We start from the raw sequence: 26,069 nt of genomic DNA, 5'->3' as shown, positions 1-26,069 counted from the left end.
ACCCTATCGATCTCCGGGGACGGCAAAGAGCCCCGTCCATCGAATGGACGGGGCTCTTGCCGTGGCGACCTTCAGGTCAGGGGATCAGTGGTGGCCGTGGCCGCTCTGGATCTCCTTGTACTCCTCGGCGGTGGGCTTGGCGATCTGGCTCTCCTCGCCGTAGTAACCGCGGTTGAGCTTGACCCGCAGCTTCTCCATGCGACCGATCTTCCGCTCGACACCGTTCTCGTCGACCGCCGCCGGCAGCTCGGCCGGCTCGTACTGCTCGTGCGCGGTGAGACGGTGCAGCTCGCCCTGGCTGAGCGGCGTGTGGACCTCGACGAACTCACCGTGCGGCAGGCGCTTGATGATGCCCGACTCGCGGCCGTGCAGCACCTTGTCGTGGTCGCGGCGCTGGAGACCCATGCAGATCCGCTTGGTCACGACGAACGCGATGACCGGGCCGACGAAGAAGAAGATCCGCACGAACCAGGTGATCGAGTTGATCGACAGGTTGAAGTGGGTGGCCCAGATGTCGTTGCCACCACCGACCAGCATGATCATGTACGCGGTGATCCACGCGACACCGAAGGCGGTGCGCGTCGGAGCGTTGCGCGGGCGCTGCGCGATGTGGTGCTCGCGCTTGTCGCCGGTGATCCAGGACTCGATGAACGGGTAGACCGCGATCGCAGCCAGGACCGCCGGGAAGATCGCCAGCGGGATCATCACGCCCAGGACCAGCGTGTGGCCCCAGAAGTTGATCTCCCAGCCCGGCATGACACGGATCAGACCCTCGGCGAAGCCCATGTACCAGTCGGGCTGGGCGCCGGTGGACACCTGGTCCGGGCGGTACGGGCCGATGGCCCAGATCGGGTTGATCGAGGCGATGGCCGAGATGATCGCGATGACACCGAAGACCAGGAAGAAGAAGCCTCCGGCCTTCGCCATGTAGACCGGCAGCAGCGGCATGCCGACGACGTTCTTGTTGGTGCGGCCCGGGCCCTCGAAGTGCGTGTGCTTGTGCACGAACACCAGGATGAGGTGGGCGACCACCAGGCCGAGCATGATGCCCGGCAGCAGCAGGACGTGGGCCGAGTAGAACCGGGCCACGAAGTCGCCGCCGGGGAACTCGCCGCCGAACAGGAACATCGACAGGTAGGTACCGACGATCGGCACCGACAGGATCGCGCCCTGCATGAAGCGGACACCGGTGCCGGAGAGCAGGTCGTCCGGGAGCGAGTAACCGGTGAAGCCGGTGAACATGCCCAGGAAGAACAGCAGGAAGCCGAACAGCCAGTTGATCTCACGCGGCTTGCGGAACGCGCCGGTGAAGAACACGCGCATCATGTGCACGAACATGCCGGCGAGGAAGATCAGCGCCGCCCAGTGGTGGATCTGCCGGATGAGCAGACCACCGCGCACATCGAAGGAGATGTGCATGGTCGAGTTGAACGCCTCGGACATCAGCTGACCCTGGAGCGGGATGTAGCTGCCGTGGTACTCCACCTCGTTCATCGACGGGTGGAAGAACATCGTCAGATAGACGCCCGTCAGGATGATGATGAGGAAGCTGTAGAGGCAGACCTCGCCCAGCATGAAGGACCAGTGGTCCGGGAAGATCTTCCGCATGTTGGCCTTGGCCAGCGTGTAGATCCCCAGGCGTCCGTCGGCCCAGTCGGCCACCCGCTCACCGGCGGGGGCCTTCTTCTGCGTATCCGTCACAGTGCTCATCCGCGCTCCCAGAATGCAGGACCGACGGGCTCGTCGAAGTCGCCGAGCGCCTCGAGGTTGCCCTTGGCGTTGACGCCGATCCGCAGCTGCGGCAGCGCGTGGCCGGCCGGGCCGAAGATGACCCGGGCGCCGTCGGACAGGTCGAAGGTGGACTGGTGGCACGGGCAGAGCACGTGGTGCGTCTGCTGCTCGTACAGCGAGATCGGGCAGCCCACGTGGGTGCAGATCTTCGAGAAGGCGACGATGCCCTCGTGCGACCACTCGAGCTCGCGCTTGTCCTTGATGTCCTCCGGCTGGATCCGGACGATCATCAGGGCGGCCTTGGCGATCTCGGTCTGGAAGTCGTGGTCGTGCTCCGAGAGGCCCTCGGGCATCGCGAAGGTCAGCGACCCGACCGCGACGTCCTCGGGACGCAGCGGCTCGTGGGTGTTCATGTTGATGAGCTGCTTGCCGTTGGCCCACAGGGTGACCCGGAGCTTCTTCTCGGGCAGCGGGCCCATGTCACGCAGCAGGACGATGCCGGAGAGCGGCACCATCGCGAGCGCGCCGAACATCGTGTTGCGGATCAGCTTGCGGCGGCCGAAGCCGGACTCGTCGGCACCGGCCGCGAAGTCCGCCATGACCTTGGCCTTGACCTCCGGGGAGGCGGCCATCGGGTGCCGCTCGTCCGCGATCTCGACGTCGGACATCAGGGTGCGGGCCCAGTGGACCGCGCCCGCGCCGATGAAGAAGAGGGCGAGGCCGAGGGTCCAGCCCAGCGCGAAGTTGAGCGCGCTCACCCGGCCGAACGGCCAGATGTACACGATCTTGTCGACCGGGAAGATCACGTACGAGGCGATGAAGCCGATGGTGGCCAGCATCGACAGCACGAACATGAAGGCGACCACACGCTCGGACCGCTTGGCGGCCCGCTCGTCGATGTCCTGGACGCGCGGCTTGTGGGGCGGAAGGCCCGGGTCGGCGAACGGGTCGTCGAGGACCTTCACCGCGCCGTGCGCGGTGTCCTGCTCAGCGGGCAGGTTCTCTTCTGGAATCTCTTGGCTACTCATGACTTCTTGGCCTTAGCGGTGTGGGCCGCAACCCAGACGGCAACTGCGATCAGTGCGCCGAGCCCGAAGACCCACGCGAACAGACCCTCGCTGACGGGACCGAGACCACCGAGCTTGAAACCGCCCGGGTTGTCGGCCTCATCGCTGTTGACGGCCTGGACGTACGCGATGATGTCCTTCTTCTCCTTCTCCGGCATGGTCGTGTCGGGGAAGGAGGGCATGTTCTGCGGGCCGGTCTGCATGGCCTCGTAGAGGTGCTTGGGGCTCACGCCCTCGAGGTTCGGGGCGTACTTGCCGTGCGTCAGCGCGCCGCCCTCACCGGTGAAGTTGTGGCACTGGGCGCAGTTGGAGCGGAAGAGCTCGCCACCCTTGGCGATGTCTGCGCCCTCGGGGCTGTACTGCTTCTCGGTCGGCTCGATCGGACCGGCGCCGAGCGAGGCGATGTACGCCGCCAGCTGGTCGATCTCCGCGTTCGAGTAGATGTTCGGCTTCTTGGGCACCTGGGCGCCCGGCTGCTGCGCCGGCATGCGACCGGTGCTGACCTGGAAGTCCACGGCCGCGGAGCCGACGCCGACCAGGGACGGGCCGTCAGTGGTGCCCTGACCGCCGGTTCCGTGGCAGCTGGCACAGCCGACGGAGTAGAGCTTCTTGCCCTCCTCGATGGCGAGGGACTGGGAGGTTTCTTCGGCCTGCGCCTTGTCCGCGGGTGCGAACGCGGCGTACAGCCCCCCAGTGGCCGCCAGCGCGAGAAGTAGGACGACGACCGCCGCCAGCGGATGGCGTCGTCGTGCGGAGAGCTTTTTCACGGATTACCCCGGTGTCAGGATCTTCTGCGTCGATCTTGCTGGATGTCTCGGTTCGCCTGGGTCGGCGGTCCGACTACTTGATCATGTAGATCGTGGCGAAAAGGCCGATCCAGACGACATCGACGAAGTGCCAGTAGTAGGACACGACGATGGCGGCGGTTGCCTGCTCGTGAGTGAATCTCTTGGCGGCGTACGTCCGGCCCAGGACCAGCAGGAAGGCGATGAGACCGCCCGTCACGTGCAGGCCGTGGAAGCCGGTGGTCAGGTAGAACGCCGAGCCGTACGGGTCCGACGAGAGCGAGAGACCCTCGTGCTTGACCAGCTCGGTGTACTCGAAGACCTGGCCGCCGATGAAGATCGCACCCATCACGAACGTGATGATGAACCACGCCCGGAGCTTCTTCACGTCGCCCCGCTCGGCGGCGAATACGCCGAGCTGGCAGGTGAGGGAGGAGAGCACCAGGATCGTGGTGTTGGTAGCCGAGAACGGGAAGTTCAGGGCCGAGGCCTGTTCTGCCCAGAACTCGGCACCCGTCACCGATCGCAGGGTGAAGTACATCGCGAAGAGGGCCGCGAAGAACATCAGCTCGGAACTCAGCCAGATGATGGTTCCGACGCTGGTGAGGTTCGGTCGATTGACCGACGGGTGCGCGTGCCCGGTTTCTACTGTCGTTGCTGTCGCCACGACCGACATTATGTCGGTCCCTTATCCCGCCCTCACTCCGGGGGGTGCCGTTCGGAGTGTCAGGCCCGTGTGTCCAGCCCGAACGGCCCATCGAAGCACCCTTCGAACAGGTGTTGAACGGCTGTTGACGGGGTGTGGGTCGGAGTAGCATCCGGCGCATCGGTTGATGACCTTCACGGAGGAACGATGCAGTCGAGCGCCACGGTCCTGGTCTACAGCGACGACGCGAACACCCGCGAGCAGGTGCGGCTGGCGGCCGGGCGCAGGCCCGCCTCCGACGTCCCTCCGGTGGAGTTCGTCGAATGCGCGACACTGCCCGCGGTCCTGAAGCGGCTGGACGAGGGCGGGATCGACGTGTGCGTGCTGGACGGTGAGGCGGTGCCGGCGGGCGGCATGGGCGTCTGCCGCCAGATCAAGGACGAGGTCTTCCACTGCCCGCCGGTGCTGGTGCTGATCGGGCGTCCGCAGGACGCCTGGCTGGCCACCTGGAGCCGGGCGGACGCCGCGGTGACCCTGCCGGTCGAGCCGGTCGAGTTCGCGGACGCCCTGGCGGGCCTGCTGCGCGCCCGGCTCGCGGTGGACGCCTGACGCCGGGCCCCGCGGGGCCTACAGCGACGGCCTGAGGCGGGCCGTGACGGCCGGGGTCACCGGGGTACCGGTGGACCCGGTCAGGGCGCTGCCCTTGAGCCACTTGTCCCAGGTCATGTTCCAGTCGCCGAAGCCGTTCCCGAAGGTGTCCATCGTGTCGCCGAGGCTGTTGACGGTGCGGACGATGTCGCCGGGGCGCACGGTCTCGAAGAACCAGGCCGCGTTTCCTGTCGACATGCCGACACAGCCGTGGCTCACGTTCGCGAAGCCCTGCGAGCCGACCGACCACGGCGCGGCGTGGACGTATTCACCACTCCAGGTGACGCGGGTGGCGTAGTAGACGGGCAGGTCGTACGACTCGGAGCTGCCCGCCGAGATACCGACGGTCGTGCTGCGCATCCGGACGAAGTACTCCTTGCCCAGCACCACCTTGATGCCGTTCCGGGTGGAGAAGCCCGGTTTGCCGGTGGTCACCGGAATGGTGTTGATCACTTTTCCGTTCCGGCGGACCGTCATCGTAAAGCTGCCGGCGTCCGCGACGGCCTCGAGCCGGTCGCCGATGGTGAGCGTGAGCGGCTTGACGGGGCCGCCGTAGAGCTTGTTCGCGACCTTGATGCCGGCCAGGTTGCCGGTGACCGCGACGGTCGCGCCGGTCGGCCAGTACTCCTTGGGCCGGTAGTGCAGCTTCTTGTCGTCGACCCAGTACCAGGAGCCCTCGACGGCCGGTACGGAGCGCACCTTGAGGGCTCGCTCGACGACCGCCCTGGCCTTCCTGTCCTTCACCGGCTGGTTCAGCTCGGCCGTGATGGGCTGCCCGACGCCGTACTTGCCCGCCTCCGGGCCGAATTTCACGGACAGGGCCGCCTTGGCCGGGGACGTCTCGAACGTCAGCGTACGGGTGCCTGGCGCGCCGTCGTCGTCCTCCGTGGACACGTGGACCGTGTAGCGCGTTCCGGCCGCCAGAGGGGCCGTGGAGCGCCAGCGCGCGCCGTCCGCGGACAGCTCGCCCGCCAGGTGGTGACCGGCCTCGTCGACGGCGGTCACGTCGGTGATCCGGCCGTCGCCGCCCTTGGCGGTGACCTCCAGCGGCTTGTCCGGGTCGGCCTTCTCGGGGCCGGAGGGCAGGTTGAAGGCGACCTGGCGGGTGGCGTCGTAGGGCTTCGCCGTCAGCGGATCGCCGTCCGCCCCGCCGCACGCGCTCGCTGCGGCGGTGACCGCTGCGGCCAGCAGAGTGCAGCTGAAAAGAGTCCGAATGCGCGGCGTGTCGTTCATGACATCACCGTAAGAACATTCCTTCGCCGCAGCGCGCGGAGTGACTGCAAACGAGGGGCCCGGACACTTCGTTGACGAAGCGTCCGGGCCCCTCGGGGTCCTGCGGGTGGTGCGGAGGTGCTACTGGTTCTGGTTCTCGCCGCGGTAGAACTCGAAGACCCAGCCGAAGATGCCGACCAGGATCAGCGGGGCGGAGAAGTACAGCAGCCACCAGCCGATGGCCACGCCCAGGAAGGCGAGCGCGCCACCGATGGCCAGCGACAGCGGCTGCCAGCTGTGCGGGGCGAAGAAGCCCAGCTCACCGGCCTCGTCCGCGACGTCGGCCTCCTTGTTGTCCTGCGCCATCGCGTCGACCCGCTTGGCCGTGAAGGCCAGGTAGTAGCCGACCATGATGCACAGCGCGAAGGCCAGGAAGAGGGCCGTGGTACCGGCCGGCTCCTTCGACCAGACGCCGTACAGGATCGCCATGGCGAGGATGAAGACGCTCAGCCAGATGAACATCTTGCCCTGGATCTTCACTTGCCGGCCTCCTTCTCACCCGCGAGGGCCTTCTCGCCGTGGTTCTCGAGCTGGTCGAGCGCCGCGATCTCCGGGTGGTGCAGGTCGAACGCCGGGGATTCCGAACGGATCCGGGGCAGGGTGAGGAAGTTGTGCCGCGGCGGCGGGCAGGACGTCGCCCATTCGAGCGAACGGCCGTAGCCCCACGGGTCGTCGACCTCGATCTTCTTGCCGTACTTGGCGGTCTTCCAGACGTTGTACATGAACGGCAGGATCGACATGCCCAGCAGGAACGAGGAGATCGTCGAGATCGTGTTCAGGGCGGTGAAGCCGTCCGCGTTCAGGTAGTCCGCGTAACGACGCGGCATGCCCTCGGCGCCCAGCCAGTGCTGCACCAGGAACGTGCCGTGGAAGCCGATGAACAGCGTCCAGAACGTCATCTTGCCGAGCCGCTCGTCGAGCATCTTGCCCGTCATCTTCGGCCACCAGAAGTGGAAGCCGGCGAACATCGCGAACACCACGGTGCCGAAGACGACGTAGTGGAAGTGCGCCACGACGAAGTACGAGTCGGAGACGTGGAAGTCCATCGGCGGCGAGGCCAGGATGACACCGGTCAGACCACCGAAGGTGAAGGTGACCAGGAAGCCGATCGTCCAGAGCATCGGGGTCTCGAAGGACAACGAGCCCTTCCACATCGTTCCGATCCAGTTGAAGAACTTCACGCCGGTCGGTACGGCGATGAGGAACGTCATGAAGGAGAAGAACGGAAGGAGTACGCCGCCGGTGACGTACATGTGGTGGGCCCACACGGTCACGGAGAGACCGGCGATCGCGATCGTCGCGGCGACCAGACCGATGTAGCCGAACATCGGCTTACGGCTGAAGACCGGGATGATCTCGGAGACGATGCCGAAGAACGGCAGGGCGATGATGTACACCTCTGGGTGACCGAAGAACCAGAAGAGGTGCTGCCACAGCAGTGCGCCACCGTTGGACGGGTCGAAGATGTGCGCGCCGAACTTGCGGTCGGCCTCCAGGGCGAACAGCGCCGCCGCGAGGACCGGGAAGGCGAGCAGGACCAGCACACCGGTCAGCAGCACGTTCCACACGAAGATCGGCATGCGGAACATCGTCATGCCGGGAGCGCGCATGCAGATGATCGTGGTGATGAAGTTGACCGAGCCGAGGATCGTGCCGAAGCCGGAGAAGGCCAGACCCATGATCCACATGTCGGCGCCGACGCCCGGCGAGCGGACCGCGTCCGACAGCGGGGAGTAGGCGAACCAGCCGAAGTCGGCCGCACCCTGCGGGGTGAGGAAGCCGGCCACCGCGATGATCGAGCCGAAGAGGTACAGCCAGTACGCGAACATGTTCAGCCGCGGGAACGCCACGTCGGGCGCGCCGATCTGCAGCGGCATGATCCAGTTCGCGAATCCGGCGAACAGCGGCGTCGCGAACATCAGCAGCATGATCGTGCCGTGCATCGTGAACGCCTGGTTGAACTGCTCGTTCGACATGATCTGCGTACCCGGACGGGCCAGCTCGGCGCGCATGAAGAGCGCCATGAGTCCGCCGATGCAGAAGAAGACGAACGACGTGACCAGGTAGAGCGTACCGATCGTCTTGTGGTCGGTGGTGGTCAGCCACTTCACCACGACGTTGCCGGGCTGCCTGCGTCGTACCGGGAGCTCGTTCTCGTACGAGTCCTCAGCCGCGGCCGCCCCGTGGGGTTCGTTGAGAATGCTCACAGCTTGTTCGTCTCCGCATTCCGGGCCGGGTCCGTCTGCTCAATGCCGGACGGGATGTAGCCGGTCTGCCCCTTCTCCGCCAGCTCCTTCAGGTGCTGCTGGTAGCGCTCCGGGGAGACCACCTTGACGTTGAAGAGCATCCGGGAGTGGTCGACACCGCACAGCTCGGCACACTTGCCCACGAAGGTGCCCTCCTGCGACGGGGTGACCTCGAAGGCGTTGGTGTGACCGGGGATGACGTCCTGCTTCATGAGGAAGGGGACCACCCAGAAGGAGTGGATGACGTCACGGGAGGTCAGGACGAACCGGACCTTCTCGCCCTTCGGCAGCCACAGGGTCGGACCCGGGTTGCCGGTCTGCGGGTTCCGGGTACCCGGAATGCCGTAGTCGTAGACGCCGCCGGCGTTCGCCGGGAAGTCTTCCCGGTACCTGTCCGGGATGGCCAGCAGGTTGGGGGCCTTCTGAGCGTCGCCCTTCACACCGGGGACGTCCTCGATGTAGTTGAAGCCCCAGCTCCACTGGTAGCCGACCACGTTGATGGTGTGGGCGGGCTTGGGAGCGAGTGAGAGGAGCTTCGACTCGTCGCGCGCGGTGAAGTAGAAGAGCACCGACACGATGATGAGCGGGGTGACCGTGTACAGCGCCTCGATGGGCATGTTGTACCGGGTCTGCGGAGGAACCTCGACCTTGGTGCGCGTGCGGCGGTGGAAGAAGACCGACCACAGGATCAGACCCCAGACCAGCACACCCGTGGCGAGCGCTGCCGCCCACGAGCCCTGCCAGAGGGAGAGGATCCGCGGCGCCTCTTCGGTCACCGGAGTGGGCATACCAAGGCGGGGGAAGTCTTCCCAGTTGTACGAGCAGCCGGTGGCTGTCGCCAGGATCAGGCCCGCAGTCAGCACCTGCGGCAGCTTCCGCCGCATCGGGCGCCGCGACGAGCGGTCGGAGCCGTTGGGACTCACGTAGCGCCTTCCCGAGAGTCTCGGCCCGCGCTAGGTCGGCCACGGCCGTCCGTCTCGCTGGTCGGTCGCCGCCCCGGCCGCGGGCAGGGGTTTGGATGTTTATGCGGACCAAACCCTACTGGACGCTATTTGGGGTCGCGCGGGGAGGGTGCCCAACGCGCCGCCGGAGTCCCCGAAGGGGTGGACCGCGTCATTCCGGGGGCGGGTTCCGGGGGCCCGATCGGCGGTGCGACAGGGGCATCTGACGGCCCCTCGCCCCGCTGGGGTTAGCGTGGCCGGATGCCGTACTTCGACACTGCTTCCGCCGCACCGCTGCACCCCGTCGCCCGCCAGGCGCTGCAGGCCGCACTGGACGAGGGCTGGGCCGATCCGGCCCGGCTGTACCGGGAGGGCAGGCGGGCCAGGATGCTGCTCGACGCGGCGCGGGAGACCGCGGCGGAGGCCGTCGGGTGCCGCCCGGACGAACTCGTCTTCACTCCTTCGGGGACACGCGCGGTCCACGCCGGTGTCACCGGAGCGCTCGCGGGGCGTCGGCGTGTCGGATCCCGGCTGGTCGTCTCGGCGGTGGAGCACTCCTCCGTACTGCACGCCGGAGAGGCGCACGAGGCGGCCGGCGGCACGGTCCACCAGGTGCCGGTGGGGCGGTCCGGCGCGGTGGACCCGGAGGTGTTCGCCGCCGCGCTGACGCCGGACACCGCCCTGGCGTGTCTGCAGTCCGCCAACCACGAGGTGGGCACGGAGCAGCCGGTCGCCGAGGCGGCCGAGGCGTGCCGGGCGGCGGGTGTGCCGCTGCTGGTGGACGCGGCGCAGTCGCTGGGCTGGGGGCCGGTCGCGGGCGGCTGGTCGCTGCTGGCGGGCAGCGCGCACAAGTGGGGCGGGCCGGCCGGGGTGGGACTGCTCGCGGTGCGCAAGGGGGTGCGGTTCGCGGCCCAAGGCCCGGCGGACGAACGGGAGTCGGGGCGTGCGCCCGGCTTCGAGAACATCCCGGGGATCGTCGCGGCGGCGGCCTCGCTGCGGGCGGTGCGGGACGAGGCGGCGGCCGAGGCGGTGCGGCTGCGGGCGCTGGTCGACCGGATCCGGGCGCGGGTGCCGGAGCTGGTCCCCGACGTGGAGGTGGTCGGGGATCCGGTGCGCCGGCTGCCGCACCTCGTCACCTTCTCCTGTCTCTATGTCGACGGGGAGACCGTGCTGCACGAGCTGGACCGGGCCGGTTTCTCCGTTTCGTCGGGTTCGTCGTGCACGAGTTCGACCCTGACGCCCAGCCATGTGCTGCGCGCGATGGGGGTGCTGAGCGAGGGGAACGTCCGCGTGTCGCTGCCCACGGGCACCGCGGAGGCGGACGTCGACCGGTTCCTGGAGGTGCTGCCGGGGGTGGTGGGCTCGATCCGCGAGCAGCTCGGCGTACCGGCGGTGGAGATCCGTACGGCCGCGGCGGAGGAGTCGTCGCTCGTGGTGGACGCGCTGGGGCGGCGCTGCCCGATCCCGGTGATCGAGCTGGCGAAGGTGATCGGGGACGTCCCGGTCGGCGGGACGGTCACGGTCCTCGCCGACGACGAGGCGGCCCGCCTGGACATCCCGGCGTGGTGCGAGATGCGCGGCCAGGAGTACGTGGGCGAACGCCCGTCCCCGAAGGGCGGGGTGGCGTACGTGGTGCGCCGGGTGGTGTGAGCGACACGAGGGGGTGCGGGGCGGCCGCCCCGCACCCCCTCGCTCACGTCAGGACAGGTGGGACCGGACCTCGGCCGCGGCCTCGTGGCCGTACGCCTTGGTGAAGCGGTCCATGAAGTGGGCGCGGCGCAGGGTGTACTCCTGCGTGCCGAGGGTCTCGATCACCAGCGTGGCGAGCATGCAGCCGACCTGGGCGGCCCGCTCCAGGCCGACGCCCCACGACAGACCGGTCAGGAAGCCCGCGCGGAACGCGTCGCCGACGCCGGTCGGGTCGACCTTGGCCTCCTCCTCCGCGCAGCCGACCTCGATGGCCTCCTCGCCGACCCGCTCGATGCGGACGCCGCGCGAGCCGAGGGTGGTGACCCGGTGGCCGACCTTGCCGAGGATCTCCTCGTCGGTCCAGCCGGTCTTGGACTCGATGAGCCCCTTCTCGTACTCGTTGGAGAAGAGGTACGTCGCGCCGTCCAGGAGGGTGCGGATCTCGTCGCCGTCCATCCGGGCGATCTGCTGCGAGAAGTCCGCGGCGAACGCGATCCCGCGGGTCCGGCACTCCTCGGTGTGGCGGAGCATCGCCTCCGGGTCGTCCGCGCCGATCAGCACCAGGTCGAGCCCGCCCACGCGGTCGGCGACGGCCTTGAGCTCGATCAGCCGGGCCTCGCTCATGGCACCGGTGTAGAAGGAGCCGATCTGGTTGTGGTCCTTGTCCGTCGTGCAGACGAAGCGCGCGGTGTGCAGCACCTCGGAGATCCGGACGGAGGCCGTGTCGACGCCGTGCCGGTCGAGCCAGCCGCGGTACTCGTCGAAGTCGAAGCCGGCCGCGCCCACCAGGATCGGCGCGCTGCCGAGCTGACCCATGCCGAAGCAGATGTTGGCGCCGACCCCGCCCCTGCGCACGTCGAGGTTGTCGACGAGGAACGACAGGGAGACCGTGTGCAGCTGGTCCGCGACGAGTTGGTCGGCGAACCTGCCGGGGAAGGTCATGAGGTGGTCGGTGGCGATGGAGCCGGTGACTGCGATACGCACGGCTGGCGCTCCTGACGGATACGGAAGGCGTTGACGATTCACGCTACCCGGTACCGGGGGTCGCGCCGAACAGCGGAAACTACCCCAGAGTAGGTCTTTTTTCTGTGGCGGGGGCGTGCATACGGTGCGCCTATGGCGAACCACACCGCTCCGCGCGAGCGCGACGAGTCCGAGATCACTCTGGCCGAGCTGCGCGGCGACAGCGCCCGGATGGCCCCGCACTGGGTGACCCCGGCGGCCGCCGCCCCCGCCCCGGTCTCCCCCGCGCTGATCCACGGGGTCGTCGTACCGCCCGCCTCGGCCCGGCTGGCCGACGCCGCGTTCGGGTACGGCGACTAGGCGACGGGGCGGCCGAGGGCCCGTCCGGCCGATCGGGGGAACCGCTCGCCGTCCCGTTCCGTCACACCGGTGTCTCCTGCCAGAGGAGCACGACGGACGAAGGAGCGAAGCGGTGAGCGGTACGGAGCCCCCCACCCCGGACACGCCCGACACCCCGGGCAGGCCCGGCACACCCGACCTGCCCGGCACCCCCGACCTGCCCGGCACGGCCGAGGCCCCGGGCCCGGACGACGCGCCCGAGGGCGCCCGGCGACGGTCCCGGCTGGTCGTGGCGTCGGTCGCGGTCGCCGCCCTGCTGATCGGCGGCGGCGGCGCGTACTGGGCGAGCACCGCCTCGGACGGCGGACGCGGTACGGACGACAGGGCGGCGGCCGCGGACGCGGCCGGCACTCCCCCGCCGCTGGTGCTCGACGGGCAGGGCGACGGGGGCCCGGGGATCGCCCCGGGTGAGCCCGACCCGAGCGGTGCGGTCTACAAGGCCGAGGGGCCGCTCCCGAAGGGTCCCGCCAAGGCCGCCGTCCACCGTGCCCAGGGCAAGGTGACCGCCGCCGAGGTGACCCGCCTCGCCGAGACGCTCGGCATCTCCGGCACGCCCCGGCTGAGCGGCACGCAGTGGCGGATCGCGCCGGAGAAGGACGCCGGCGGGGCGCGCCTCGACGTGGCCGTGGAGGCGCCGGGGACCTGGTCGTTCACCGTGGTGCCGGGCGCAGAGCAGGGCGACACCTGCAGCAAGGGCCCGGACTGCCCCGCGCCGGGCGGCAAGCTCCCCGGCGGCACGCCGGTGGACGAGGCGGCGGCGAAGGCGGCCGCGGCCCCGGTCCTGAAGGCGCTCGGCCAGGCGGACGCGGACGTCGACGCCCGCCAGGTGATGGGCGCGACCCGGGTGGTGAACGCCGACCCGAAGATCGGCGGGCTGCCCACCTACGGCTGGTCCACCGGCCTCCAGGTCGGCCCGGACGGCGAGCTGACCGGCGGCAGCGGCCGGCTGAAGGAGCCCGTGAAGACGGCCACGTACCCGGTGATCGGCGCGGAGAAGGCGCTGGAGCGGCTGAACGAGGCCGCCCGGGGCACCGGCCCGGTGGACATCGGCGGCTGCGCCACGGACCCGGCGGCGTCGAAGGACGGCGCGCGGCCGGCGCCCGAGTCGGGGAAGCACCAGGCCCCCTGCCAGGTGGCGTACGACCGGGTGGCACCGCAGGAGCTGACCGTGCGCGGCGCCGTCTTCGGCCTGGCCGCACAGTTCGCGGGCGGCCGTGAGGCGCTGGTGCCGTCCTGGCTGTTCGAGGTGGCGCCGACCGGGGCGAAGGCCGCGGCCGTGCACACCGTCGTGCAGACGGCGGTGGCGCCCGAGTTCCTGTCTCCGAAGCCGAGCCCGACGCCCACCCCGGTGCCGATCCCGTCCGACGACGCGGCCCCGCCGCGGCAGCTGCAGTCCTACACGGTGGACGGCACCGGCCGGAAGCTGTCCGCGACCTTCTGGGGCGGGGTGTGCAGCGACTACGGAATCACGGCGGCGGAGAGCGCCGACCGGGTGACCGTGACGATCACCGAGACGCCGCGGCAGCCTGACCGGGCCTGCATCATGATGGCCGTGGAGGTCACGAAGTCGGTGACGCTGAAGGCACCGCTGGGCGACCGGCAGGTCGTGGACTCGGCGAGCGGGGGCGTGGTTCCCCGGCAGGGCCCGAAGTAGCCCGCACGGGGACGTGTGGATACGCCGAAGGCGGCGGTCCCGGACCAGGTCCGGGGCCGCCGCCTTCGGCGTACGTACGGCTCAGCTGAACGAGTCGCCGCAGGCGCAGGAGCCGGTGGCGTTCGGGTTGTCGATCGTGAAGCCCTGCTTCTCGATCGTGTCGACGAAGTCGATCGAGGCGCCGCCCAGGTACGGGGCGGACATGCGGTCGGTCACGACCTTGACGCCGTCGAAGTCCTTCACGACGTCGCCGTCGAGCGAACGCTCGTCGAAGAAGAGCTGGTAACGGAGGCCGGAGCAGCCACCGGGCTGTACGGCGACGCGCAGCGCGAGGTCGTCGCGGCCTTCCTGCTCGAGCAGGGCCTTGACCTTGGCCGCGGCGGCGTCGGACAGGAGGATGCCGTCGCTGACAGTGGTCTTCTCGTCCGATACGGACATCTGCTTCTCTCCCGGTTTGTACGGAGACTGCTTGCCGACGGTTGCAACCGGCGGGGCCCCGGATTCATTCCGGGTCGAGGCCTTCTCTTTCCATGGCTTCTGCCTTCATGCTCGCACACCCGCCGAAGTACAGGCACCGGACCGCCGAAGGGGAACTCGTCACATCGACACTATGGACATCGTCAAAGTGACGTGAAGCGGTTATGATAGATAGCGTCATTTCGACGAAAAGCGTCTCCGCAGAAAAGTCCGCAGAAAAGAAAGGGTGTGTGACGTGACCACCGCCCAGCCCCTGGATGTCCAGCCGACGCCGCTCGCTCTCCTCCTGCTCGGCCGTGAGGCCGACCCGAAGAGCGAGCGCGGTGTGGAGTGTCCCGGTGACCTGCCCTCGCCGTCCGACCCGGACCTGGTGGCGCGCGCCCGCGCGGCCAAGGAGAAGCTCGGCGACAAGGTCTTCGTCCTCGGCCACCACTACCAGCGTGACGAGGTCATCCAGTTCGCCGATGTCACCGGTGACTCCTTCAAGCTGGCGCGCGACGCGGCGGCCCGTCCGGAGGCCGAGTACATCGTCTTCTGCGGTGTGCACTTCATGGCCGAGTCGGCCGACATCCTGACCGGCGACGAGCAGAAGGTCGTCCTGCCCGACCTCGCGGCCGGCTGCTCCATGGCCGACATGGCCACCGCCGAGCAGGTCGCCGAGTGCTGGGACGTGCTGACCGAGGCCGGCATCGCCGACGTCGTCGTTCCCGTCTCGTACATGAACTCCTCGGCCGACATCAAGGCGTTCACCGGCAAGCACGGCGGCACCATCTGCACCTCCTCCAACGCGAAGAAGGCGCTCGACTGGGCCTTCGAGCAGGGCGAGAAGGTGCTCTTCCTGCCCGACCAGCACCTGGGCCGGAACACCGCCGTCCGCGACATGGGCATGTCCCTGGACGACTGCGTCGTCTACAACCCGCACAAGCCGAACGGCGGTCTGACCGCCGACGAGCTGCGCGCCGCGAAGATGATCCTGTGGCGCGGCCACTGCTCGGTGCACGGCCGCTTCTCGCTGGACTCGGTCAACGACGTCCGCGAGCGGGTCCCGGGCGTGAACGTCCTGGTCCACCCGGAGTGCAAGCACGAGGTCGTCGCCGCGGCTGACTACGTGGGCTCGACGGAGTACATCATCAAGACCCTGGAGGCGGCCCCGGCCGGCTCGAAGTGGGCGATCGGCACCGAGCTGAACCTGGTCAAGCGCCTGGCGAACCGTTTCGCCGCGGAGGACAAGGAAGTCGTCTTCCTCGACAAGACGGTGTGCTTCTGCTCGACCATGAACCGGATCGACCTGCCGCACCTGGTGTGGGCGCTGGAGTCGCTCGCCGAGGGCAACCTCGTCAACCGGATCGAGGTCGACAAGGAGACGGAGAGCTTCGCGAAGCTCGCCCTGGAGCGCATGCTGGCGCTGCCGTAGCGGCGACCGGCACGAAAAGGGGCGGCCCCCCGCGCGATGCGCGGGGGCCGCCCCTTTCGTGGTGCGTGGCCCGGGGGCGGGTCAGACGTCGAGCGCGTCCAGGAGCGACGTGTCCGTGTCCGTGTTCGCCTCCGTCGGCTGCTCCGGGACGCCGTCCCGCTTCGCGCGCTTCGCGGCCTTCTTCTTCGCCCGGCGCTCCTTGCGGAGCTCGACCATCGCATAGAGCGTCGGCACGAGCAGCAGGGTCAGCAGGGTCGAGGTGACCAGGCCGCCGATCACGACCACCGCCAGCGGCTGGGCGATGAACCCGCCCTCGCCGGTGACGCCGAGCGCCATCGGGAGCAGCGCGAAGATCGTCGCCAGGGCCGTCATCAGGATCGGGCGGAGCCGGTGCCGGCCGCCCTCGACGACCGCCTCGACGACGCCCAGGCCCTGCGCCCGGTACTGGTTGATCAGGTCGATCAGCACGATCGCGTTGGTGACCACGATGCCGATCAGCATCAGCATGCCGATCATCGCCGGGACACCCATCGCGGTGCCGGTGATCACCAGCAGACCGAGCGCGCCGGTCGCCGCGAACGGGATGGAGACCAGCAGGATCAGCGGCTGGATCAGCGACTTGAAGGTCGCGACCAGCAGCATGAAGACGATCGCGATCGCCGCGAGCATCGCCAGACCCAGCTGGAGGAACGCGTCCGACTGGTCCTCGGAGACACCGCCGATGGACGCCGTGGCGCCCTCCGGCAGGTCGAGCGCGTTGATCTTCGACTGGAGTTCGGCGCTGACCGCGCCGGTGTTGTCGCCGGTCGGCTTCGCCGTGATCGTCGCGGCGCGGGCGCCGTCGATCCGGGTCATCGAGACCGGGCCGGGGACCAGCTTCACCTCGGCGATGTCGCCGAGCTTCACCGGGCCGAGCGGCAACGCCTTCAGCTCCGCCATCGTCTTCGCGGGCTTCGCCGCGGTGATGACGACCTCGCGCTCGGTGTCGTCCAGGATCGCCTTGCCGGCCGGGGTGCCGCGCACCGCCTGCGCCACGGCCAGGCCGAGCGTGGTGTCGTTGAAGCCGGCCTCGGCCGCCTTCGGGGTCGCCTTGACGGAGATCCGCGGCACGGACTGCGCCAGGTCGCTCTGGACGTCGGTGACGTCGTCGAGCTTCGCGACCTCGCCGCGGACCGCCTCGGAGGCCTTCTTCAGGACGTCGGCGTCGCCGGCCTTCACGACCACGCTGAGGTCCTGGCTGCCGAAGCCGTCGCCGGCCGCGATGGTGGTGTCGCCGATGCCGTCGAGCTTCGCCAGCTCGGCGTCGATCGCGTCGCGGACCTTCTCGTACGAGGCCGAGTCCGCCAGCTTCACCTGGTACGAGGCCTGGTTGGCGCCGGTGCCGCCGCCGAAGGCGGCCATGAAGCCGGACGAGCCGACGGTGACCTGGTAGTCCTTGACGCCCTCGGTGGAGGCGAGGACCTTCTCGACCTTCTTCGCCGCCTCGTCGGCGGCGGCCAGGCTGGTGCCGGGGGCCAGCTCCTGCTTGACGGAGAGGATCTCCTGCTCGCCCTGGTCGAAGAAGTTGGTCTTCAGGAGCGGGGCCATGCCGAAGGTGCCGACCAGGACGACGATCGCGATCGCCACGCTGGTGAGGCGGCGGCGGGTCGCGAACCGCAGGACCGGGACGTACAGCCGCTGGAGGCGGCTGCGGCTCTCCTTCTCCTCGGCGACCCGGCGGGCCTCGTCCGGGTCCTCGGACGTGCCCTTGGGCGCGCGCAGGAACCAGTACGAGAGAACCGGGACGACGGTCAGGGAGACGAGCAGCGAGGCGAGCAGCGCGGCCGTCACGGTGAGGCTGAACGAGCCGAACAGCTCGCCGACCATGCCGCCGACCAGGCCGATCGGCAGGAACACGGCGACGGTGGTGAGCGTGGAGGAGGTGACCGCGCCGGCCACCTCGCGGACCGCGGTGAGGATCGCCGCCTGGCGCTCCTCGCCGTAGCCGAGGTGCCGCTTGATGTTCTCCAGGACCACGATCGAGTCGTCGACGACCCGGCCGATGGCGATGGTGAGCGCGCCCAGGGTCAGCATGTTGAGCGACAGGTCGCGGGTCCACAGCACGATCAGCGCGAGCACCACGGACAGCGGGATGGAGACCGCGGTGACCAGGGTGGAGCGCAGCGAGGCGAGGAACACCAGGATCACGATGACCGCGAAGAGCAGGCCGAGCGCGCCCTCGGTGGTCAGACCGGAGATGGACTTGGAGACCGCCGGGCCCTGGTCGGAGACGACGGTCAGCTCGGCGCCCGCGCCGAGGTCCTTGCGCAGCTCGGGGAGCTTGTCCTGGACGGCCTCGGAGATGGCGACGGCGCTGCCGTCCTTGTCCATGGTGGCCATCACGGCGAGGCTGGGCTTGCCGTTGGTGCGGGTGATGGAGACCCGCGTGGACTCCTCCTGCTTCACGGTGGCCACGTCGCCGAGCCGGACCGGCTTCGCCGGCTTGCCGGAGGCGCCGGCGCCGGGCTGCGGGGCGATGCGCAGGTCCTGGATCTGCTGGAGCGAGGTGAACCCGCCGCCGACCTGGACCGTGCGGCTCTTGCCGGCCTCGGAGAAGGAGCCCGCCGGGATCGTCCCGCCGCCGGCCTTGATCGCCTCGGCGAGGGTCATGGCGTTGAGGCCGGCCGCCGCGAGCTTCGCGTCGTCGGGGGTGACGGAGACCTGGACGTCCTGGACGCCGTCGACGGAGACCTGGCCGACGCCGTCGATGTCCTCCAGGGTCGGGACGACCGTGCGCTGGAGCTGGTCGGCCAGCGCCTGCTGGTCCTTGTCGGAGGTGACGGCGAGGACGACGGTCGGGATGTCGTCGGTCGACCCGGCCACGACCTGCGGGTCGACGGAGTCGGGCAGCGCGATCCGGGCGCGGTTGACGGCCTGCTGGACGTCGGCGACGAGCTGCTTGGTGCCCTCGTCGCCGTAGTCGAAGGTGGCCATGATGACGGCGTTGCCCTCGGAGGCGGTGGCCGTGATGCCCTTGATGCCGTCGACGGCCTTCAGGGTGTTCTCGAGCGGTTCGACGACCTGCTTCTCGACCACGTCGGGGGACGCGCCCTGGTAGGGAGCGAGGACCGACACCATCGGCAGCTCGATGGACGGCAGCAGCTGCTGCTTCAGCTGCGGGATGGCGATCGCCCCGAAGACGATCGCGACGATCGACATCAGGCCTATAAGGGCCCGTTGCGCGAGGCTGAATCTGGACAGCCAGGACATGGGGTCTCTCTTCTGTGGCGTACGTACGCAGGAAGCGGGCGCCCCGCCCGAAGAGCTCAGTCAGGTACCGCCCGCCTATACCCTCCGCCACGGAGCGGGCCGTTCCGTCGGTCCCAGGTCCAGATCCTTTATGCCGCGCATACCGCGTTCGGAGTACGCCGGGGGTTCGGGCTACTCCACCCTTGGACGTACCAGGCCCGATTCGTACGCGGTTACCACCAATTGCGCCCGGTCGCGGGCGCCCAGCTTGGCCATCGCCCGGTTCACATGCGTCTTGACCGTGAGCGGGCTGACCTCCAGCCGGTCGGCGATCTCGTCGTTCGAGTGGCCGCCCGCGACGAGGACGAGCACCTCGCGCTCCCGGGTGGTGAGGGCGGAGAGCCGCTCGGAGTGCGCGCCGGGCCCGTCGCCCGGGTCCGAACCGCCGCCCTGCGCGAGGAACTTGGCGATCAGCCCCTTGGTCGCGGCCGGGGACAGCAGCGCCTCGCCGGCCGCCGCGATCCGGATGGCGTTGAGCAGTTCCTCCGGCTCGGCGCCCTTGCCGAGGAAGCCGGACGCGCCGGCGCGCAGCGACTGCACCACGTACTCGTCCACCTCGAAGGTGGTCAGCATGACGATCCGGACCGCGGACAGCTCCGGGTCGGCGGTGATCATGCGGGTCGCGGCGAGGCCGTCGGTGCCGGGCATCCGGATGTCCATCAGGACGACGTCGGCCCCGGCGGAACGGGCGAGCGCGACCGCCTCCGCGCCGTCGGCGGCCTCGGCCACGACCTCCATGTCGGGCTCGGAGTCCACCAGCACCTTGAAGGCGCTGCGGAGCAGGGCCTGGTCGTCGGCGAGCAGTACCCGGATGGTCATGCGTCCTCCCGCGTGCGGACCGTCACCGGCAGTATCGCCTGCACCCGGAAGCCGCCGCCGTACCGGGGGGCCGCGGTGAGCGTCCCGCCGAGCGCGGTGACGCGCTCGCGCATGCCGACGAGGCCGTGGCCGCCGGTGTCGTGCACCGCGGGCACGGGGCCGGGGGCGCCGTTGTCGAGGACGGTGACCTCGACGGTGCGGCCCACCCGGACGACGCTGACCTCGGCCTTGGCGTCCGGCCCGGCGTGCTTGCGGACGTTGGTGAGCGCCTCCTGGATGATCCGGTACGCGGCGAGGTCGACGGCCGCGGGCAGCGCGCCGTCCTCGTCGGCGCGGGCCACCTCGACGGGCAGGCCCGCGTTGCGGAAGGTGTCCAGGAGTTCGTCGAGGACGCCGAGGCCGGGGGCCGGTTCGGTGGGCGCCTCCGGGTCGCCGGACTGGCGGAGCAGCCCGACCGTGGCGCGCAGCTCGTTGAGCGCGGACCGGCTGGCGTCCCGGACGTGCGCGAGGGCCTCCTTGGCCTGGTCGGGGCGCTTGTCCATGACGTGCGCGGCGACTCCGGCCTGCACGTTGACCAGGGCGATGTGGTGGGCGACGACGTCGTGCAGGTCGCGGGCGATCCGGAGCCGCTCCTCGGCGACCCGCCGCCGGGCCTCCTCCTCGCGGGTGCGTTCGGCGCGTTCGGCGCGCTCGCGGATGGCGTTGATGAAGGCCCGGCGGCTGCGGACCGCGTCGCCTGCGGCGGACGCCATCCCGGTCCAGGCGAAGATCCCCAGGTTCTCCTGGGTGTACCAGGGGGTCTTGCCGAAGAACATCGCGGCGGCGGTCAGCACGGTCATGGTGAGCAGGCCGACGCGCCAGGTGGTGGGCCGGTCCGTGGTCGCGGCGACCGTGTAGAGCGCGATGACGGCGCTCATCGCGACGGGCGCGGGCGGGTCGTCGACGACCAGCTCGATCAGGGTGATGCCGACGGTGGCCGCGAGCACGGTCCGCGGGTCGCGCCGCCGCAGCACGAGCACGGCGGCCCCGAGCACCATGAACGCGACGCTGGTGGCGTCGGGGGTGCGATTGCCGAAGGTGGGCCCGTTGGGCCCGCCGTGCGGGTCGGCGAAGGACCCGGTGACCATGCAGACGAGCACGGCCACGGCGAGGCCCGCGTCGAAGGCGAGGGGATGCGCGCGGAGCCAGTCCCGACTCCGGGACAGCCCGCTACCGATGGACGTCACGTCGAGCAACGGTACGGGGTGCCGGGCCCGGGGGGCAGGCCCGGACGCGGGCGGCCCCGGCACCCTTGTGGGGCGCCGGGGCCGTCGGAGTGCGGTGCCCGGTCGGCTCGGCCCGGTGTCAGCCCGGGATCAGCCCGTTGTCCGAGAGCAACTCGCGGACCTCTTCGAGCGTGGCGTCGGGTGCCGGAAGGATCAGTTCGGAGGGTTCGAGCGCGTCGTCGGGGAGCGGTTCGCCGAGCTGGCGGATCGCGTCGAGCAGCGCGCCCAGAGTGCGGCGAAAGCCCTCCTCGTCGCCGCCCTCCATCTCTTCGAGCAGTTCGTCGTCGAGCTTGTTGAGCTCGGGAAAGCGGCTGTCCGCCACTTCCCACTGGCCCTCCCCCATGATCCTTACGATCATGACGCGTCCTTACTGCGAGTCGGGGCTACTGCTTGTCGAACCTCGGGTGGGAGGACTGCTGCGAGGACTGGGACTGCGCCTGGTCCTGCGTACCGCCCTCGATCGCCTGCTGCGAGGCGGACGGGCCGCCGGCCAGCTCGGCCTTCATCCGCTGGAGCTCCAGCTCGACGTCCGTACCGCCCGACAGGCGGTCCAGCTCGGCCTGGATGTCGTCCTTGGCGAGCCCGGAGTGGTCGTCCAGGGCACCGGAGGCCAGCAGCTCGTCGATCGCGCCCGCCCGCGCCTGCAGCTGGGCGGTCTTGTCCTCGGCGCGCTGGATCGCCACGCCGACGTCGCTCATCTCCTCCGAGATGCCGGAGAACGACTCCGCGATGCGGGTCTGCGCCTGGGCCGCGGTGTACGTGGCCTTGATCGTCTCCTTCTTCGTGCGGAAGGCGTCGACCTTGGCCTGCAGCCGCTGCGCGGCCAGCGTCAGCTTCTCCTCCTCGCCCTGCAGCGTCTGGTGCTGCACCTCGAGGTCGGAGACCTGCTGCTGGAGCGCCGCCCGGCGGGACAGCGCCTCGCGGGCCAGGTCCTCGCGGCCGAGCGCCAGCGCCTTGCGGCCCTGGTCCTCCAGCTTGGCGGACTGGCCCTGGAGCTGGTTCAGCTGCAGTTCAAGGCGCTTGCGCGAGGTCGCGACGTCCGCGACGCCCCGGCGCACCTTCTGCAGGAGCTCCAGCTGCTTCTGGTAGGAGTAATCGAGGGTCTCGCGCGGATCCTCGGCCCGGTCAAGGGCCTTGTTTGCCTTCGCGCGGAAGATCATCCCCATACGCTTCATCACACCGCTCATGGGCTTCGCGCGCCCCCTTCTGACGGACTCGGCTCAAGCACTCCAACAGAACCCACAGTACGGTTCCTGCCTCCATTACCGCACTGTTCGGGGCCGGATGCGCTCCTCCCCAAGGACGACTGCGCACCGCCCGTCTCCGGCCCAGGGAGTAGATGGACCTCGGGGGACCGTGTACGGCGTCCGGCCTCGTCCATCCAGACGCAGGCCGTTAGCGGATCGTTCCCGCCCGCACTGTGGTCCATGCCTGCCACCACGTACCCTGGCAATGTGTTCCGTAGCCGTTCGAAGGATGAGAAGGCCCCCACCGACCAGGTGACGGCGGACCTCTCCAAGCAGCCCCGCGACCCCGAGGCCCCGAAGGGCCGCCCGACCCCGAAGCGGAGTGACGCCCAGTCCCAGCGCCGCCGCGCGCAGACAGCACCGCTGGACCGCAAGGACGCCATGCGCCGGCAGCGCGAGGCGCGCCGCACGGACATGGCCAAGCAGCGCGAGGCCCTCGCGACCGGAGACGAGCGGTACCTGCCCGCCCGCGACAAGGGTCCGGTCCGCCGCTTCGTGCGTGACTTCGTCGACTCGCGCTTCGCCGTCGCGGAGTTCTTCCTGCCGATGGCGGTGGTCATCCTCGTCCTGTCGATGATCCGGGCCGGCAACCTGCAGCAGATCTCGCTGGTGCTGTGGCTCGGCGTCATCGTCATGATCGTGATCGACTCGATCGGTCTCACGATCCGGCTGCGCAAGCAGCTGAACGAGCGCTTCCCGAACGAGCCGAAGCGCGGCGCTGTCGCGTACGGCCTGATGCGCACGCTCCAGATGCGCCGTCTGCGGTTGCCGAAGCCGCAGGTCAAGCGCGGAGAGCGGCCCTGAGCACGGAGGCATTGCAGCCGGAGCCGGGCCCGGTCGTACCGGGTGTCCCGGGTGTCCCGGGCCGCGTCGGCCTGCCCGGCCTGCGCGAAGCGGTCCGGCACGAGCTGATCGCGCGCCAGCTCGACGAGCAGATAGCCGCCCGCTACCCCGTGGGGCAGCGGCTGCGGATCCTCGACGTCGGCATGGGTCAGGGCGCCCAGGCGCTGCGGCTCGCGCGGGCCGGTCACACGGTGACCGGCCTGGAGTCGGACCCGGAGCTGCTGAAGTCGGCCCGTGAGTCGCTGGCCACCGAGCCGGCCGGGATCCGCGAGCGGGTCCGGCTGATCGAGGGCGACGGCCGCGACACCGGCGTGCACTTCCTGCCGGGCAGCTTCGACGTGGTGCTCTGCCACGGCGTCCTGATGTACGTGCCCGAACCGGACGGGCTGCTCGCCGGCCTGGCCAGGATGCTGGCGCCGGGCGGTCTGCTCTCCCTGGTCGTACGGAACGCGGACGCCCTGGCCATGCGGCCGGGGCTCGCCGGGGACTGGCCGGGCGCGCTCGCGGGCTTCGACTCGGACACGTACCCGGACCGGCACGGCACGAAGGTGCGCGCGGACCGGCTGGGCTCCGTGACGGCGACGCTGGCGGGCATCGCGGCGCCGCTGCACGCCTGGTACGGCGTCCGCGTCTTCACCGACGGCGTGCCGCACGAGGCCGGGCTGCCGGCCGCGGACGAGCTGGAACGCCTGCTGGCGGCCGAGGACCGCGCGGGCCGCACCGACCCGTACCGGGGGATCGCGGCGCTGCTCCACCTGTGCGGGGTGCGGGGCCAGTAGCCCCGTCCTTCTCCACGGCGCCGGGGGTGGTCGCGTGTCGCGACCACCCCCGGTCGACCGCGGGCTCCGCTAGCCCTCCGCGTTCAGCGGCATCGGGCCGTAGATCTTCGTCGCGTCCTCGAACAGGACGACCTGGTCGGCGCCGCCCGCCAGGAGGTCCTTCCAGACCTCACCGATCCAGGACTCGGCGTCCCCCTGGGTCGTGAACTCCTCGGGTACGACCGAGGGCTCGACCTCGGTGCCGTCGGCCTTCTCGAACCGCCACGTCCATGCCATGTGCGCCTCCCGGAGCTCACCGGATGATCGGTTTCCTGCCCGCAGCGTAGCCGGGCGCGCACGCGCGGAGGGGACGCGGGAGGATCGTGACCGTGGAACTGACTCTGCTCGGCACCGGAGCCCCCGAGGGGCTCCCCCGCCCCGACTGCCCCTGCGCCCGCTGCGCCGTCTCCCGCGGTCCGTACGCGCGGGCCGCCACCGCGCTGCTCATCGACGGGGCGCTGCTGCTCGACCTGACCCCCGGGGCGGCGCTGGCCGCGGCGCGATCGGGGCACTCGCTGGCGGGTGTACGCCAGGTGCTGCTGACGCACCCGCACGACGGGCCGGCGGTCGAGCTGCCGCCCGGCCTGCCCACGGCGGGCCGGGTGCCGGACGGACGGGAGCTGACGCTGATCAGCGGGCACCGGGTGCGGGCGGTGTCGATGGACTCGCCCGGAACGGGGTACGAGGTGACCTCGCCGGACGGGGAGCGGCTGCTCTACCTGCCGCCGGGGGGCGCGCCGGCGGGGCTGCCGGACCACGGCCGGCCGCCGTACGACACGGTCGTCGGCGACGTGACCGGGCGCCCGGACGCGCTGGCGCGGCTGCGGGCGTCGGGGGCGGTCGGACCGGCGACGGACGTGGTCGCGGTCCACCTGGACCACGACGTGCCGCCCGGCCCGGAGCTGGACCGGCAGCTCGCGGCGGCGGGGGCGCGGGCGGTGCCGGACGGGACGACGCTGACGGTCGGCCTGTACCGCGAGGTCCCGGAGGTGCCGCGACGCACGCTGGTGACGGGAGGGGCGCGGTCGGGGAAGTCGCTGGAGGCGGAACGACGTCTGGAGGCGTTCCCGGAGGTGCTGTACGTGGCCACCGGCGGGACGCGGGAGGGCGACCCGGAGTGGGCGGAGCGGATCGGCGCGCACCGGGAGCGCCGGCCGGGCTCCTGGCGGACCGCCGAGACCTGCGACCTCGTCCCGCTGCTGGCCGGGGAGGGTCCGGCGCTGCTGATCGACTGCCTCGCGCTGTGGCTGACGGACGCGATGGACCGGGTCGACGCGTGGGACGACGAGCGGTGGGCGTCCGGCGGCCGGGAGTCGCTGCGCAGGCGGATCGACGAGCTGGTCGCCGCGGTCCGGGCGACGCGGCGGACGGTCGTCGCGGTCACCAACGAGGTCGGCTCGGGCGTGGTCCCCGCGACAGCGGCGGGCCGCCGCTTCCGCGACGAACTGGGGCGCCTGAACGCCGCGTTCGCCGACGAGTGCGAGCAGGTCCTGCTGGTGGCGGCGGGCCAGGCCCTGGTACTGCGCGACTGACGCCGCGGCCCGGCGCGGAGCGGCCCTGTCGCTGGTGCCGCGCGGCTGACGCCGCCGTACGCCGCGGCCCGGCGCGGGCCGGCGCGGGCCGGCCCCGGCCGAGCCCCGGCTCCGGCCTCCGGCCGGGTCGGGCTCCCCCACCCCGCCGCTCCCCGAAACTCTGACGAGACCGAGGGCTCCGCCCCCGACCCCCCGCCGCGCCGGCTCCGCGGCGCGAACACCCGCCCCGGGCGGGAGCCTGCGCACGTCGTGCGCCGCTGCGCCCCGAGGTGGGGGCGGGGCACGCGCGGCGGAGGCGGCGCCGGGGCAGAGCCCCCCTGGCCCG

General features: G+C 70.5%; 24 protein-coding genes. 8 read left to right on the top strand and 16 right to left on the bottom strand.

Translation table 11 applies throughout. The features are described from left to right. Window positions 1–84: 84 nt before the first annotated feature. The 4 genes from qcrB to ctaE all read right to left on the bottom strand — a co-directional run bounded on the left by qcrB (window position 85) and on the right by ctaE (window position 4,259). Window positions 85–1,710: a cytochrome bc1 complex cytochrome b subunit gene (qcrB, locus tag R2D22_RS26955; RefSeq protein ID WP_318107268.1), complete on the bottom strand. Its 1,626-nt coding sequence runs from the start codon at window positions 1,708–1,710 to the stop codon at window positions 85–87. After that, window positions 1,707–2,759, bottom strand: a complete 1,053-nt coding sequence (gene qcrA / locus R2D22_RS26950) for a cytochrome bc1 complex Rieske iron-sulfur subunit (protein ID WP_318107267.1) — start codon at window positions 2,757–2,759, stop codon at window positions 1,707–1,709. The genes qcrB and qcrA overlap by 4 nt, the downstream gene beginning before the upstream one ends. Continuing rightward, on the bottom strand, window positions 2,756–3,565 hold the full coding sequence (gene qcrC / locus R2D22_RS26945) for a cytochrome bc1 complex diheme cytochrome c subunit (RefSeq protein WP_318107266.1): 810 nt from the start codon (window positions 3,563–3,565) through the stop codon (window positions 2,756–2,758). The genes qcrA and qcrC overlap by 4 nt, the downstream gene beginning before the upstream one ends. A gap of 73 nt (window positions 3,566–3,638) precedes the next feature. Further along, window positions 3,639–4,259, bottom strand: coding sequence for an aa3-type cytochrome oxidase subunit III (ctaE, locus tag R2D22_RS26940; protein ID WP_318107265.1), 621 nt, complete (start codon window positions 4,257–4,259; stop codon window positions 3,639–3,641). 177 nt (window positions 4,260–4,436) lie between these two features. On the opposite strand from ctaE, the gene R2D22_RS26935 reads away from it, so the two are divergent. Then, the gene (locus tag R2D22_RS26935; RefSeq protein WP_318107264.1) at window positions 4,437–4,838 is read left to right on the top strand and encodes a DNA-binding transcriptional response regulator; all 402 of its coding nucleotides are present in this window, start codon (window positions 4,437–4,439) and stop codon (window positions 4,836–4,838) included. 18 nt (window positions 4,839–4,856) lie between these two features. Here the strand turns inward: R2D22_RS26935 and R2D22_RS26930 are convergent, their stop codons facing one another. The 4 genes from R2D22_RS26930 to ctaC all read right to left on the bottom strand — a co-directional run bounded on the left by R2D22_RS26930 (window position 4,857) and on the right by ctaC (window position 9,318). Continuing rightward, window positions 4,857–6,110: a L,D-transpeptidase gene (locus R2D22_RS26930; protein WP_318107263.1), complete on the bottom strand. Its 1,254-nt coding sequence runs from the start codon at window positions 6,108–6,110 to the stop codon at window positions 4,857–4,859. 120 nt (window positions 6,111–6,230) lie between these two features. Further along, complete coding sequence (locus tag R2D22_RS26925) at window positions 6,231–6,629, bottom strand: cytochrome c oxidase subunit 4 (RefSeq protein ID WP_318107262.1); 399 nt, start codon at window positions 6,627–6,629, stop codon at window positions 6,231–6,233. Continuing rightward, window positions 6,626–8,356 (bottom strand): aa3-type cytochrome oxidase subunit I, encoded by a 1,731-nt coding sequence (gene ctaD / locus R2D22_RS26920; RefSeq protein ID WP_318107261.1) that lies wholly within the window; start codon window positions 8,354–8,356, stop codon window positions 6,626–6,628. The genes R2D22_RS26925 and ctaD overlap by 4 nt, the downstream gene beginning before the upstream one ends. Then, window positions 8,353–9,318: an aa3-type cytochrome oxidase subunit II gene (ctaC, locus tag R2D22_RS26915; RefSeq protein WP_318107260.1), complete on the bottom strand. Its 966-nt coding sequence runs from the start codon at window positions 9,316–9,318 to the stop codon at window positions 8,353–8,355. The genes ctaD and ctaC overlap by 4 nt, the downstream gene beginning before the upstream one ends. A 279-nt stretch (window positions 9,319–9,597) precedes the next feature. Here ctaC and R2D22_RS26910 point away from each other — a divergent pair, with 279 nt between their 5' ends. Further along, window positions 9,598–10,986 carry a cysteine desulfurase/sulfurtransferase TusA family protein gene (locus tag R2D22_RS26910; RefSeq protein WP_318107259.1) on the top strand — a complete coding sequence of 463 codons (1,389 nt, stop codon included), beginning with the start codon at window positions 9,598–9,600 and terminating at the stop codon, window positions 10,984–10,986. 48 nt (window positions 10,987–11,034) lie between these two features. Here R2D22_RS26910 and R2D22_RS26905 read toward each other — a convergent pair whose 3' ends face one another. Then, on the bottom strand, window positions 11,035–12,009 hold the full coding sequence (locus R2D22_RS26905; RefSeq protein WP_318107258.1) for a carbohydrate kinase family protein: 975 nt from the start codon (window positions 12,007–12,009) through the stop codon (window positions 11,035–11,037). A gap of 132 nt (window positions 12,010–12,141) precedes the next feature. Here R2D22_RS26905 and R2D22_RS26900 point away from each other — a divergent pair, with 132 nt between their 5' ends. Both R2D22_RS26900 and R2D22_RS26895 read left to right on the top strand, forming a co-directional pair. Further along, window positions 12,142–12,348, top strand: a complete 207-nt coding sequence (locus R2D22_RS26900; RefSeq protein ID WP_318107257.1) for a hypothetical protein — start codon at window positions 12,142–12,144, stop codon at window positions 12,346–12,348. 196 nt (window positions 12,349–12,544) lie between these two features. Beyond that, entirely contained in the window at window positions 12,545–14,041 is a 1,497-nt protein-coding gene (locus tag R2D22_RS26895; RefSeq protein WP_318110002.1) for a hypothetical protein, read from the top strand. 81 nt (window positions 14,042–14,122) lie between these two features. On the opposite strand, the gene R2D22_RS26890 is transcribed toward R2D22_RS26895, so the two are convergent. Continuing rightward, on the bottom strand, window positions 14,123–14,479 hold the full coding sequence (locus tag R2D22_RS26890; RefSeq protein ID WP_318107256.1) for a HesB/IscA family protein: 357 nt from the start codon (window positions 14,477–14,479) through the stop codon (window positions 14,123–14,125). Between the two features lie 274 nt (window positions 14,480–14,753). On the opposite strand from R2D22_RS26890, the gene nadA reads away from it, so the two are divergent. Further along, window positions 14,754–15,932, top strand: a complete 1,179-nt coding sequence (gene nadA, locus R2D22_RS26885) for a quinolinate synthase NadA (RefSeq protein WP_318107255.1) — start codon at window positions 14,754–14,756, stop codon at window positions 15,930–15,932. Window positions 15,933–16,013: 81 nt separating this feature from the next. Here the strand turns inward: nadA and R2D22_RS26880 are convergent, their stop codons facing one another. The 5 genes from R2D22_RS26880 to R2D22_RS26860 all read right to left on the bottom strand — a co-directional run bounded on the left by R2D22_RS26880 (window position 16,014) and on the right by R2D22_RS26860 (window position 22,491). After that, a complete protein-coding gene (locus tag R2D22_RS26880; RefSeq protein ID WP_318107254.1) occupies window positions 16,014–19,181 on the bottom strand; it encodes an efflux RND transporter permease subunit in 3,168 nt (1,055 codons plus the stop codon). A gap of 171 nt (window positions 19,182–19,352) precedes the next feature. Next, window positions 19,353–20,039: a response regulator gene (locus R2D22_RS26875; RefSeq protein ID WP_318107253.1), complete on the bottom strand. Its 687-nt coding sequence runs from the start codon at window positions 20,037–20,039 to the stop codon at window positions 19,353–19,355. Continuing rightward, window positions 20,036–21,274: a sensor histidine kinase gene (locus tag R2D22_RS26870; RefSeq protein WP_318107252.1), complete on the bottom strand. Its 1,239-nt coding sequence runs from the start codon at window positions 21,272–21,274 to the stop codon at window positions 20,036–20,038. Before R2D22_RS26870 ends, R2D22_RS26875 begins: the two co-directional genes overlap by 4 nt. 109 nt (window positions 21,275–21,383) lie before the next feature. Then, window positions 21,384–21,662, bottom strand: a complete 279-nt coding sequence (gene pspAA, locus R2D22_RS26865; protein WP_318107251.1) for a PspA-associated protein PspAA — start codon at window positions 21,660–21,662, stop codon at window positions 21,384–21,386. Window positions 21,663–21,687: 25 nt separating this feature from the next. Then, the gene (locus R2D22_RS26860; RefSeq protein WP_318107250.1) at window positions 21,688–22,491 is read right to left on the bottom strand and encodes a PspA/IM30 family protein; all 804 of its coding nucleotides are present in this window, start codon (window positions 22,489–22,491) and stop codon (window positions 21,688–21,690) included. 267 nt (window positions 22,492–22,758) lie between these two features. Here R2D22_RS26860 and R2D22_RS26855 point away from each other — a divergent pair, with 267 nt between their 5' ends. Next, window positions 22,759–23,355 (top strand): DUF3043 domain-containing protein, encoded by a 597-nt coding sequence (locus tag R2D22_RS26855; RefSeq protein ID WP_318107249.1) that lies wholly within the window; start codon window positions 22,759–22,761, stop codon window positions 23,353–23,355. A 71-nt stretch (window positions 23,356–23,426) separates the two neighbouring features. Continuing rightward, window positions 23,427–24,173, top strand: coding sequence for a class I SAM-dependent methyltransferase (locus R2D22_RS26850; protein ID WP_411977167.1), 747 nt, complete (start codon window positions 23,427–23,429; stop codon window positions 24,171–24,173). Window positions 24,174–24,242: 69 nt separating this feature from the next. On the opposite strand, the gene R2D22_RS26845 is transcribed toward R2D22_RS26850, so the two are convergent. Further along, window positions 24,243–24,449, bottom strand: a complete 207-nt coding sequence (locus R2D22_RS26845) for a hypothetical protein (RefSeq protein ID WP_318107248.1) — start codon at window positions 24,447–24,449, stop codon at window positions 24,243–24,245. Between the two features lie 92 nt (window positions 24,450–24,541). Here R2D22_RS26845 and R2D22_RS26840 point away from each other — a divergent pair, with 92 nt between their 5' ends. Beyond that, the gene (locus R2D22_RS26840; protein ID WP_318107247.1) at window positions 24,542–25,744 is read left to right on the top strand and encodes a bifunctional adenosylcobinamide kinase/adenosylcobinamide-phosphate guanylyltransferase; all 1,203 of its coding nucleotides are present in this window, start codon (window positions 24,542–24,544) and stop codon (window positions 25,742–25,744) included. Window positions 25,745–26,069 lie beyond the last annotated feature (325 nt).

It is taken from the genome of Streptomyces sp. HUAS YS2, from assembly GCF_033343995.1.
GTDB classification, from domain to species: Bacteria; Actinomycetota; Actinomycetes; order Streptomycetales; family Streptomycetaceae; genus Streptomyces; species Streptomyces solicathayae.
Note: the sequence above shows the minus strand (reverse complement) of the source record. Positions and strands in the feature narration are given on the sequence as shown.